This is a genomic window from Wolbachia endosymbiont of Laodelphax striatellus (genome assembly GCF_007115015.1).
GTDB lineage: Bacteria > Pseudomonadota > Alphaproteobacteria > Rickettsiales > Anaplasmataceae > Wolbachia.
This window is the reverse complement of sequence record NZ_MUIX01000001.1, coordinates 1,532,924-1,545,246: the sequence shown is the minus strand read 5'-3', so window position 1 is coordinate 1,545,246 and position 12,323 is coordinate 1,532,924. Positions and strand designations below refer to the sequence as shown.

The 12,323-nt window shown below is 34.4% G+C and carries 10 protein-coding genes; 5 read left to right on the top strand and 5 right to left on the bottom strand.

Features of this window, described 5'->3' with window-relative positions:
• Positions 1 to 59: 59 nt before the first annotated feature.
• The 4 genes from BVG17_RS07475 to BVG17_RS07460 all read left to right on the top strand — a co-directional run bounded on the left by BVG17_RS07475 (position 60) and on the right by BVG17_RS07460 (position 4,359).
• Positions 60 to 1,337 carry an adenylosuccinate synthase gene (locus tag BVG17_RS07475; RefSeq protein WP_063630458.1) on the top strand — a complete coding sequence of 426 codons (1,278 nt, stop codon included), beginning with the start codon at positions 60 to 62 and terminating at the stop codon, positions 1,335 to 1,337.
• A 158-nt stretch (positions 1,338 to 1,495) separates the two neighbouring features.
• Complete coding sequence (locus BVG17_RS07470; protein ID WP_143688896.1) at positions 1,496 to 3,433, top strand: hypothetical protein; 1,938 nt, start codon at positions 1,496 to 1,498, stop codon at positions 3,431 to 3,433.
• Between the two features lie 102 nt (positions 3,434 to 3,535).
• Positions 3,536 to 3,772, top strand: a complete 237-nt coding sequence (gene infA / locus BVG17_RS07465) for a translation initiation factor IF-1 (protein WP_007302820.1) — start codon at positions 3,536 to 3,538, stop codon at positions 3,770 to 3,772.
• Entirely contained in the window at positions 3,769 to 4,359 is a 591-nt protein-coding gene (locus BVG17_RS07460; RefSeq protein ID WP_063630460.1) for a Maf family nucleotide pyrophosphatase, read from the top strand. Before infA ends, BVG17_RS07460 begins: the two co-directional genes overlap by 4 nt.
• Here the strand turns inward: BVG17_RS07460 and BVG17_RS07455 are convergent.
• The 5 genes from BVG17_RS07455 to BVG17_RS07435 all read right to left on the bottom strand — a co-directional run bounded on the left by BVG17_RS07455 (position 4,346) and on the right by BVG17_RS07435 (position 11,399).
• Positions 4,346 to 6,592, bottom strand: coding sequence for a hypothetical protein (locus BVG17_RS07455; protein ID WP_063630462.1), 2,247 nt, complete (start codon positions 6,590 to 6,592; stop codon positions 4,346 to 4,348). The genes BVG17_RS07460 and BVG17_RS07455 overlap by 14 nt on opposite strands.
• A 380-nt stretch (positions 6,593 to 6,972) precedes the next feature.
• A complete protein-coding gene (locus tag BVG17_RS07450) occupies positions 6,973 to 8,310 on the bottom strand; it encodes an alanine:cation symporter family protein (RefSeq protein ID WP_063630464.1) in 1,338 nt (445 codons plus the stop codon).
• A 259-nt stretch (positions 8,311 to 8,569) separates the two neighbouring features.
• On the bottom strand, positions 8,570 to 9,073 hold the full coding sequence (locus BVG17_RS07445; protein WP_063630466.1) for a protein-disulfide reductase DsbD domain-containing protein: 504 nt from the start codon (positions 9,071 to 9,073) through the stop codon (positions 8,570 to 8,572).
• A gap of 287 nt (positions 9,074 to 9,360) precedes the next feature.
• Positions 9,361 to 11,019 carry a chaperonin GroEL gene (gene groL / locus BVG17_RS07440; RefSeq protein WP_063630470.1) on the bottom strand — a complete coding sequence of 553 codons (1,659 nt, stop codon included), beginning with the start codon at positions 11,017 to 11,019 and terminating at the stop codon, positions 9,361 to 9,363.
• Positions 11,020 to 11,108: 89 nt separating this feature from the next.
• Positions 11,109 to 11,399: a co-chaperone GroES gene (locus BVG17_RS07435; RefSeq protein WP_007302813.1), complete on the bottom strand. Its 291-nt coding sequence runs from the start codon at positions 11,397 to 11,399 to the stop codon at positions 11,109 to 11,111.
• 113 nt (positions 11,400 to 11,512) lie between these two features.
• Here BVG17_RS07435 and ygfZ point away from each other — a divergent pair, with 113 nt between their 5' ends.
• Positions 11,513 to 12,310, top strand: coding sequence for a CAF17-like 4Fe-4S cluster assembly/insertion protein YgfZ (gene ygfZ, locus BVG17_RS07430; protein ID WP_063630471.1), 798 nt, complete (start codon positions 11,513 to 11,515; stop codon positions 12,308 to 12,310).
• The last annotated feature ends 13 nt before the right edge of the window (positions 12,311 to 12,323 follow it).

Here is a 12,323-nt window from a genome sequence, read left to right as displayed (position 1 = left end):
TTCTCTTTTCATTTGTAGCATGCTGCATTAATATTTACGTATTAATCTAGAAAATAGTGATGAATAATATTGTAATTGTTGGTCTGCAATGGGGTGATGAAGGTAAGGGTAAAATAGTAGATTATCTTTCTGAGAATGCAGATGTAGTTGTGAGGTTTCAGGGGGGAAATAATGCAGGGCATACTATAGTAGTAGGTGATAAGGTGTATAAATTAAATTTACTGCCCTCTGCTGTTTTGAGACCAGGCAGAATATCTATCATAGGAAATGGCGTTGCTCTCGATTCACACGCTTTAATCTCAGAAATAGAGTCATTGAAAGTTAAAGGGGTAGACGTAAATCATAACAATTTGATGATATCTGAAAGTTGCCCATTAATACTCAGTGTACATAAAGACAAGGAAAAGCTATTTGAAGATTTAAACGGAAATTGCAAAATTGGCACAACAAACAAAGGGATAGGACCATGTTATGAAGATAAAGTTGGAAGGAGAGCTATACGCCTTTGTGACTTAGAAAACACAGATGAGCTCAATCAAAGAGTGGGCGCTCTCCTGAGTTACCATAATGCTATCAGAAAAGGACTTAACTACCAGGTAGTTAAAAAAGAAGAAATATTAAAGGAAATTGAAGAGATTTCAGAAAAAATTCTTTTATATAAAAAACCTGTGTGGAAGATACTAAATGATTTTATGAAAGAAGGTAAGAAAATAATATTTGAAGGCGCTCAAGGCGCATTTTTAGATATCGACCACGGAACTTACCCTTTTGTTACTTCAAGTAATACCGTAGCATCGCAAGCGATAACAGGCTCAGGATTATCCTACAATGCTCACATTATTGGTGTAGCAAAAGCGTATACAACAAGAGTGGGTAATGGTCCATTTCCTACTGAACAAAATAACGAGATTGGAGACAGCTTATTTTCTATAGGTAAGGAACTTGGAACAGTAAGCAATAGAAGAAGGCGCTGCGGATGGTTTGACGCAGTTTTAGTGCGCCAGGCCGTACAACTCTCTGGAGTTTCAAGCATTGTATTAACCAAATTAGATATTCTTGATTCTTTTGATACTATTAAAATAGGCACTGGTTATAAGTATGGCGGAAAAATGTATGATTATTTACCCGCATCACATTCAATACAAAAAGAATTAGAGCCAATATATGAAGAATTTCCTGGTTGGAAAGAGAAAACTCAAGGCAAAAGGTCAGTTAAGGAATTACCTGCAAATTTGATGAAATATGTGAGAAAAATAGAAGAATTAATAGGTGTACCAATTCATCTAATTTCAACTAGTCCCAATAGAGAGGATGTTATTAAGCTTAAAAATCTATGAAAACGTCTTGTTAACTTTTATCTAATAAAAAACGATACTTGTGTGACTTCAAGCAATCTATTATGCAAAGTAGCAGCGTAAACGTACAGTGAGCAGTGTGATTTTTCTTAAATACATGTTGATTGTTATAATATAAACATAGTTAAAGGAGGCGTATTATGATTGCAGGTTTGACTAAGGGAGACAAAGCAGTAAAAGCGGAAAAAACAAGTGATCAGCTGAGAGAATTGTCAGTTGCAGAATATGTAGTTAAGTCAATACATGACTTGCAAAAATTGCATAATAGATTATGTTCATCACAGGGCAACAATTGTGTTAATGATAGAGAGAAGTTTGTCCAAGATAGTGATGGGCTTGGTATATTTCAATTTCTCAAAAGCTATATTAATGATGCAGAAAAAAATGAGCCTTCCATTAAGAACCTTACTATAATGAAATTTCTTCGCTCAATTATAGAAGATAGGGAACTGTATAAAAAGTTATGCAGTTTCGATGATTTTCTCGATTGTGAGTTAGAAAATTTGAGAGATAAGATAAGCTTATTAGCGCTTTTGAGAGAAAAGATGGACTTTACTGATATACAAAAAGCTTATGGTAATTGGCGTTTTAGTAATCTAATAGGTGATAATGATTTTAAGCGAATGTATGTGGATGAAGCAGTAAAAGAAAGAGAAAAGCCTGTTAATGAGGACTTTGAGAAAAATATAGGTAAATACATAGAGTTAGTAAAGGAAGGAAAAGAAGTTGCAAGTAGGTATTTTGGAAAATGGAAAGAGGACTTTCAAGTTTACTGTGAAGAAATTGACAATAATAATAAAGTTTTGAATATTAACCTTACTCATTACGACAATAGTGAGCCAACAAAGATTAGTGACGTTTTACAGCAAGAGAAAGATATTAAAGAACTGAATATCTATTGCAATAAAAAACATGAAATACACGCTCATAAAAAAGATAAGAAAAGATATTATGAATTTAAAGAAGGTGCATATTATGAAATGACAAGCACTTGGGCTGCAAAAGATGGATCAGGAATGTGTACCATGATTATGAATGTGAGTAGCGATGGCATAACTGAAATACTAAAATTTAATGGTGAAGATTTTGTTTCATCGAAGGAGATTCTAGAATTAATAAGGCAAAACGATGAATTATATATTCAAGGTCTCTCCTTATATGATGCTGTAATGGAATCACTAGAAGAGAATAGGGCTACTCCTATTAATCTTTACAATGAATCTATGGTGGCTTATCAAGGTAAGGAACCAGAGGGGAAGTTAGATCATAAAGTTGATGCTGATAATAGCCTTCCTTCTTCTCCTTCTATTAATAGCAATGCATTGGAAGCCAATTTACAGCACACTAAAACTCAACTAGAAATTGCTTCACAACAAATCCGAACTCAAGAGGAAACTAACTCACAACGAATGGATGAATTGATTCCAGATAATCAAATATCGTCTAAAGAAAATGTCGAATTAAAGCAAGAAATGTCAAGCTTGAAAAAAGGAGCTACTGAATTGAAGCAAGAAATAGAAGCAGAAACAATTGTAAAGTTAGAGAGGCATGATAGCAATTTAAAAGATGAACTTGAAGAAGAAGTAAAGTTCGACATCGAAGATCCAGAAATCGAGTACGAGGAATTTCCAGAAGATATACTTGAACTCATTGAAGACGAAGATAGTATTGATGAATTACAAGAGAACTACAGCGACATCATTGCAGATCAAATTCAGACAATTGAAGAAATGAAAGAAGAAATAGAAAACTTAAATAATCAAGTTAAATACTTAGAGGATCAACAAGATCAAGTTACTGATAAACAAAAAATTAGCAAGACCATAAGTGGTTATGCAAAACAATATTATAGTCTAATGGGAGAAGTTTTTAGTGAACCTGATAATGAGTCTGATGTTCCACTGAAAGAAAAGACAACATTGCACAAATCTCCAAGCCTTGATAGTGGACTTGATAGCGATGAGGAAAATTGTGATAATGATTTATCTTCTAACATAAGTTCTATAAGTTCTGTTGAGAAGGTGGCAGAGAGTAGAAACGTAGGTAACTTGCTTTCCTCTTGTATTATATGGAGATAAGTTGCAAGAGGAATACTCACGTAGAGTATAAAAATCTCCTGTATTGATAATAATTTAAAATCTATAGTAGACTGAAAAAGATTATTAAATTATAATACGACAATGATAAAAGAAGACAAATCAAAAACAATTTTTGAAGTGGAAGGGGCAGTAACTGCTTTACTACCTGCAGCAGAATTTAGAGTGAAGCTGGACAATGAACATGAGATTATCTGTCATGTATCAGGGAGAGTGAGAAGAAGTAAAATACGTATTATTATAGGCGATAGAGTGTTAGTTGAGATGAGTATTTATGATAGGAATGCAAGAAAGGGTAGGATAATAAAAAGGCTCAAGTGATAGAACAATCTCTAGATAATCTTATTCTTGCTTCATCATCAGAAAGGCGAGTAGCCTTACTAAAACAAATAAATATTAAGCCAGGTTTGGTTTTGCCAGCAGATACAGATGAATCGCCTTTGGAGAAAGAGCTGCCAAAAGATTACTCAATCCGTATGGCAAAAAGTAAAGCCGAGAAAATACAAAGTGCAAATCCAAATTACTTTGTGCTTGGTGTTGATACAGTTGTTGCTTGTGGTAGAAGGATACTGCTCAAAGCTGAAAACGTTGAGCAAGCAGAAAAATGCGTTCGCTTGTTATCAGGAAGAAGGCATAGAGTATACACCAGTGTGTGTTTATTAACTCCTGATCAATCTAAACAGCATATTAGGACTGTAGTTACAATAGTGAAATTTAAGCGTCTCAGCGAACAAGAAATTAAATATTATTTAGCATCAGAAGAGTGGAAAAACAGGGCAGGGGGGTGCAACATACAAGGTCTTGCAGGAATGTTTGTATTATTTTTACGTGGCTCATACTCTTCTGTAATAGGGTTACCATTACATGAAACCCATTGCTTGCTAAGTAATTACTTTAACCTATACTAATACCATTGTCCTTTTTTTGTTTTTCTTCAGCAATAAGTTTAGCCCAGATTCTATTTCTATTTGCTAATGCAATTCTATTGCGATCAGGACTATCATTGCGTTCTGTTAAAGTATCTTTTCTTTCCTCTTCTACTATTCCAGCTTTCAGTTGTGCTGCATCTTTTTCTAGCAATTTATATAGTTCGCTATTTTTGTCTATAGTCAGATTAGTATTATCATTTTCTTGTTCTGCTTCTTGTTCTGCCACTTTTCTTTCTAATAACTTACGTACAGGGTCATATTTTTTACCTTCTTTTATTTCTTTCAACATACTTTCTGAGAATAAATCTTTAGTAGCCTGGTCTCTCAATCCTTTATTCAATTTTTCCAATGTATCTTTTGGTTCAATGGTTTCTAATTTCCTCTCTAATTGCTCAGGATTTACCTGAAAATTATCGTGGCTAGTGTAAGTTGGAGATGAGTAACCTGAGTCGTTTATTTCTTCCTCCGCTGCATTGTCTTTTAGCAATCCAGCTGCTAATAAATGTTCTTTTGTTTGCCCACTCATTTTCTTTTGATTTACTGGTTTTAGCAGGAATTTCTGAGTTTCTTTATCCAACTTACTGGTAAATTCCGTAAGTAGGGTATCATCTCTTTGTTCAACATTCATTAGGCTCGCTTTTAACTGTCCAGAATTTACTCGAGATTTTTCATGATTAGAGTGAGTTGGAGATGAATAGCCCGAATCGTTTGTTTTTATGTCTGTTGAGCTGTATTCTAGAGATTCATTTTCTTGTTCGGTTTCTTTTTGTTCATCGTTTCCTCTTTCTTCGTTTTCCTTAGTGCTAAGATAATCTTTTTCTTGTTTATCTGATTGAGAATTTGAAAGCGTTATATACTCATCTTCGTTATCGCTCCAACCATCTTCGAAGTCAGAAAATTCTTCATCATACTCACTTTCACTACGTAATAACTCATTTTTTGCTTTCCATGCAAGAATCGAAGCTACATCATTTAGTGGTTGCTTATTTCCAGTATTGCGTGATTCTTTAGCGTTTTCATACTTAAATGCATCTTTAACTTTTTTGAATGCAACGTCTTGTGCTGGTGCAGCGCTTTCAGTAGTTGTAGGATCAAAAATTGCACCTTTTTGCCGATTATTAGATATTTGCTCACTTTCATCTGATTTTCGGCTTCCAGGTGCAGCATGTCCAAATGTAGCAAATGTAGGATTGTCATACCGTTCATCCTCTTGTGTATTATCTTGATTGTAGATTACAGACTTGGTGAAAATAGTACTGCTTGAAGAAGCATCAGAATATGGAGAATTGTAGTTATTTCTACTATTAATCCGTATTGGCTGATACTCATCTTTTTTCTGATTATTAGGTAATGAACTAGCTCTAGGTGGCAGTGACGGTGGAATCTTTTTAGCAGATGCGTTATTAGAATTTGTAGTGCTAGTCGTTGCATGCTTAAACTCAACTTCTTGATCTTGAGTAGCTTGAACGCCAACACCTTTACTAATATCACTTTCTATGAAAGTTTCAGATGATTGTTGATTCTCTTGTTCTTGTCCTTTCTCCTTGAATTGTATTTGATATAGGAATAAGCCACCTATTTTTACATCTGTATTTGCTTTTAATTGTTCCTCAGTAACACCATTACGTTCAGTGAGATCTACACCATCTTTATCAATCTTGATTTTGATAGTACATTTTTTTCCATTTTTGTCATACCAATTCAAAGTCATTTCATATGAACCATCGGTTACAACATAATGCCTTATTCTTTTTTCTCCTTCTTCGGCAACAAAACCGTGCATTCCGCTCTTTCCATCACTATGCAGCGTTGAAAATCCCGAAATTCCTTTCTTCTGACAAAAGTCACTATTTAAAAACTCGCTGATTTTAAACTCTTTTTTGTCATCTACCAGTGTAATACTTGCGTGATCGCCATATATTGAAACTCCTACGATATCATCAACATACTCTTTTAACCTTGCTTTAACTTCACTTTCAAGCTTTTGTTCAGCTTTCTTTATCTTGTTCTGCTCTGGAAGAATAACTTCATAAGCTTTATTTTTGTCTTCATCTGTCTCCAAATTCCAGATGGGGTGCTTTATTAGAAACTTTACTGCATTAAAACCGACTCTGGAATTATAAATTGGGTCGTCTTCCTTTTTTATTTCATCGAATAAAGTAAAAAATCCTCGAATGAATTCATGATATTGTTGTGTGCTTTGAGTATTCATATTTTCCCTCACTAATAACCCTCTGCCTTTTAGCCTTAGCTAGTACAATTATTACGGGAATTGATTTAGTTTTTATTAAAGAAGTTGTATTGATAACGTGATGACATGAGCTATTTTATGTTCACATCAAGCAATTTAAGTTGTCATCCCAGTCTGGAATCTAGATTTTTCTAGACTTGATCCTATAGTTAAATTCATAACTACAAACGTTGTAATATAAGAGTAATTTTCACCAAAAAGTATGTCATTTGAGTAGCTGACACTGGGATCCAGTGGCACTCAGTTAGTGAGCATAAAAGTATTATGTTAAAACATAACATTTTTGATGAAGTTCATGAAAGGCTGGATTACAGACTGGGATGACAACTTAAAATATTGCTTTAGCTCTGTTTTTGCAACTTCAAGTATTTGCTACTCATAGTAAATACTTCTGGGTCTTGAGAAGTGAGCTTGAGTATAGCAAGTATGTTTATGAGCAGCAAAGCAGCAATTGAAATATCAGCGATATCCCAGAGTAACTTAACTCCACCGATTGCACCAAGTGGAATGATTAAGGTAAAAACTACAGTCCAGATTTTAGTGTATTTATTATCCATAGATACATAGCGTATTGTTTGTTTTGAACAAAAAAACCAAGTAAAGATAGTAGTAAAGGCAAAACAAAACATTATAGCCATAATTAAATAGTCAGTATAGGGCCAATTCATAGCTTTTCTAAAAGCAAAAATGCACATGTTAGTGCTCTCTAAATCAGTAATCCAAGAATCCGTGACAAGCAGTACCATTGTTGTAATGAACACTATAAGTGCAACTATAAAAGGAGATATTATTGTAATGAGGCTCTGTTCAATGATAAATTTATTGTTGTTTTTCTTAGGAACAATTGAAGAGTGCACAATCCCTTCAAGACCAAGCCCTATATCTGTTGCAAAAATACCTCGCAAAGTTCCTACTTGAATAATAGTCAACATTTCTAAAATAAAACCTAAAGATAAACCAGATGTAAAGCTACTAGTTGTAAAAAAACTGCTTGTTATTAGTTTTAGAGAAGGAAGAATATTTTCGCTAAACTTAAATAATATGATACCACAAAGTGTAAGGTAACTTACCGTCATTATCGGTATCATAGCCGATATAAAAATTTTAATTTTTTTTAAGCTAAGAGCTGCAACAACAAAAAATATTATGGCCATTACAATGCCGCCGATGACTACAGGTATATCTACCATGCTGAGTGGTATTGATAGAGAGTTTACCTGAACAAGGTTACCAACTGTTATTGAAGCCATGATCATAATCGCTAGAAACACAATTGTAGCTTTTCTAGAGTTAAATGCATCAGTCATGTAGGCTACAGGCCCACCTATAAACCTTCCATTTTTTTCTTTTCTAGCTTTTATACTTAGGAAACAAGTAACATATTTTATTACAGAAGTGATAACAATAATTATTGCCATCCATAAAATAGAGCCCGGTCCTCCGGTTTTTAGAGCAACAGCAGTGCCTGAAACGTTTCCTACTCCTAAATTTCCTCCTAAGATTGTAAACAGGGCGGCTATAGAAGAAAATTTATTTTCTCCTCTTTTAGCTCCAATAAGTGAAACGGCATACGGTAGTCTAAACACCTGTAACCATTTTAGTTTAACCGATAGGTAAACACCAGCAACTAGTATGAGTAGTATTGTTGGCAGTAATAAAACAAACTTTACTGTATCCATCTGTAAAAGAGAGATTTTTACTCGAGTATATAGCAAAAGTTGAAAATACCTAACCTATTTTCTATGTATGACTTCGTTTCCGTCATCCTAGCACCCCTTTCTGTCATCCTAGCGCTCCTTTCTTGTCATCCCAGTGCGTGACACTGGGATCTAAATTTTTTATGCGAAACCATTATACTTGTAGGCCCAAGTTCCTCACATAGTGAACAAAAAAGTAAATGAGATTCCAGACTGGAATGACACCTACCCCATGAGAACCCTATTTTTCATACCACTCATTTATGAGTTTATTGATATCGGGATCTATAAAATCCTTTAGTGGTCGACTGGTTTTTATCTCGGCATTTTTAGGGATACACCTATCTTTACATATTGCGTACTTTATATGAAAGTTAATATCAACAAATTCTTTATTTGGAATGATATTAGTTTTAAGGGGAAATAACACCATATCTTCATATATGTTACTAACAAATGTAACTTCCCCAACTTTATCTTCATGTTCCTTGGGAGTAGGCCAATGAATATCTATATTTGATATGTTACCCTGACAGTCAAAGGAAGTAGGAAGGCCGAAATCTCCAGGGTCTTTGTAATATATATGCCAACCTGGTTTTATTGTAACCTTTATTGCGCCTTCAATGGTAAGATTTGCTTTATTTACCTTACCAATGAGCAGATCAAATTTTGCAACTTCTTCTTCAGCGCACAATTGAGTGCAAGAAAAAAGTAAAAGTAGGATTGAGTATATACGTATTTTCATAAATACTCTATTTATGAAGAAAATAATTTAAGTTCTATCTATTATAATAAAAATATTATATAAATCATTTGTTAATATAATATTATGCTAATACAAATATACTAGCAATTATAACTTTCATATATTATTTTTTTATTTTTAAGCAGTTATAATATTAAAGAGACGTAACAAATATAAATAGTAGTGGCTTTGCATAGAAAATCACAAATTTATTTCCTTTATAAATGTAAGACTTTTTAGAACTAGAAAGATACCTTGGAGCAACTTGCTCCAAGGCTCTTGTTTACTTAGAATCCACCCATTCCGCCCATTGCTCCTGCACCCATAGGTGATGAAGCATTTTCTTCTTTGTTTGGTAGATCAACTATCATAGATTCAGTAGTAATAAGTGCGCTGGCTACAGACACTGCCGTTTCAAAAGCAATACGAACTACTTTTGCCGGATCAATTACACCAGCTGTTGATGCATTAGCGTAGTTCATAGCCTCAACGTTGTATATAAGCTCTTTATCATTCTGCTTAATCAAATAGTCAATTATAACAGCAGATTCAAGACCAGCATTTTTAACCAATCTTTTGATTGGAGCACTGAGAACTTTTTTGACAATGTTGATACCTATTTGCTCTTCATCGCTTGAAGCTTTTAGCTTATCAAGAGTAGATGCAGCATAAAGAAGTGCAACTCCTCCACCTGGAACTATCCCTTCTTCAATTGCAGCTCTTGTTGCATGAAGTGCATCTTCAACTCTATCTCTGCGTTCTTTTACTTCTACTTCGGTTGCTCCACCAACTTTGAGCACAGCAACGCCGCCTGATAATTTCGCTAAACGCTCTCTCAGCTTTTCTTTATCATAATCAGAGGTTGAAGTTTCAATCTGAGATTTAATCTGGTTAATTCTAGCATCCACTCTGTTTTGTTTATCAGAGTCGCTGTCTTCACTAACAATTGTAGTATTGTCTTTAGTGATTTTAACATTTTTAGCAGTACCAAGATCTTCGAGAGTTAAATCCTCCATCTTGATTCCAAGCTCATCTTTTATGACATACTTAGCACCTGTTAAAGCTGCTATGTCTTCGAGCATTTCCTTTCTCCTATCACCAAAGCCTGGAGCTTTTACTGCAGCAACTTTTAGACCACGTAATTTGTTGATCACTAAAGTGCTTAATGCTTCACCTTCAACATCTTCTGCAATGATAAACAAAGGTTTACCAGACTTAAAAATAGCCTCAAGAATAGGAAGTAAAGGTTGAATAATATTAAGTTTTTTTTCTGTAATCAGCAAGTATGGATCATCAAGCTCCACGCTCATCTTTTCATTATTTGTAACAAAGTATGGAGAGAGATAACCACGATCAAACTGCATACCAGTTGTAAGTTCAACTTCTAATTCTTTTGAACCTTTACTCTCTTCAACAGTGATGACGCCTTCTTTTCCAACCTTTTTAACAGCATCAGCAATGCTATTACCAATATCTTTATCACCATTTGCAGAAATTATTGCAACTTGTGCAACTTCATCCATTTTCTCTAAAGAAATTGTGCGAGACATTGATGTAATTTCCTTTAATATCACATCTTTTGCCTTCTGTATTCCATTTTTGATACAAATACGATCATTTCCAGCTGCAATTGACTTTGAAGCTTCCATTATCATATTGCTAGTCAGTATTGAGCATGTTGTGGTACCATCACCAACTTTGTCATTACACTGAGAAGCACTTTGAGCAATGGTGCTTACTATCGCAGAGTGTAATGGTTTTTCAGGCTTTATACCTTTCATTACCTTATAGCCATCCTTTGTGACCTCTGGTCCACCATACGGCTTGCTAATTCCTACTGTATTTCCCCTAGGCCCTGCAGTTGCTCCCACCGTTGAGTCAACCATTGCTGCAACTTCACGAAATGCTTCTTGCAACTGTTCGCCTGATACTACTATGTTAGCCATTTTTATCACTCCTTAAATTAATAAAAAATTTAGAATATTAAAATACATAATGCACTATGTAGCGCATTAGTTTAGTAAAATAGGAATACCTACTTGATAACAGCAAGTAGGTCTGACTCCTTCATCACGACATACTTTTCATTATCATGCTCTACTTCTGTTCCAGCCCACTGCCTGTAGAAAACCTTATCACCAGTTTTTACAGTTAAAGCTATGCGCTCTCCGCTTGAGTTGCGTGAACCACTACCAATTGCTATAACTTCACCTTTAGTAGGCTTCTTTTCAGCACTTGATGGTAGTACAATTCCACCTTGTTTTTCTTCAGTAATAGGCTTTATTAGCACATTATCATCTAGTACATTCAAATTTACACTTGACATTTATGTTTCCTCATTAATAGATTAACCTACAATTCTATGTAGTCATCTAAAGGTTACATTTCAAGGGCTGGAGTTAGTAAAAGTGTATAATTTAAGGTTTGAACAGAAGTTTTATGGGTTACATACCGCTAGCAAACCGTAGTGTAATATCTTTATACGGACCAGATACGAGAGATTTTCTTCAGGGTGTTATAACAAATGATATTAATAAACTAAGTAGCCAGCAGGCAATTTACTCTTTATTACTCAGTTCTCAGGGAAAATATCTGTACGATTTTTTCCTCATTGAATATGGTGGATATATTTTCTTAGAGTGCGAAAATGTGCACTTACAGCAAATTATCGAGAAACTAGATTTACTTAAAACTTATTTGAGAGTGAAAATTAAAGACATTAGTGCACTATATAAGGTTGGAGTTTTGTTTGATGCTAAGTTGGCGGAGTGTAGTAGTAAGTCACAAGTTATTTTTCAAGATCCAAGGCACAAGCTGCTAGGAATGAGGATCATACATAAAGATGAAATAAAAGAACCGGTTGGAGATTTTATTCAGTATGAAAAAGTTAGAATTAAAAACCTTGTCCCGGATGGAGCAAAAGATATGGTGCAAAATTCATCATTTCCGCTGCAATATTTAATCGATAAGATAAATGGTATAAGCTTTAATAAAGGGTGCTATATAGGTCAGGAAGTTGTAAATCGAATGAGCAGACAAGAAAAATTCAGAAGGAAACTTTACCTTGTTGAGGGAAAAAATGCACTTCCAAATATTGGCACTAAAGTAATCAGTGAACATAATGAAGAAGTAGGAGAACTACGCTCTAGTGTCGACAATATTGGACTTGCATTGCTTAATACTGGAAAAAGCCACGCAAATTTATATGTCGGTGGAGTTAGCATTAAGACGTTATAAAATATCTATTCGA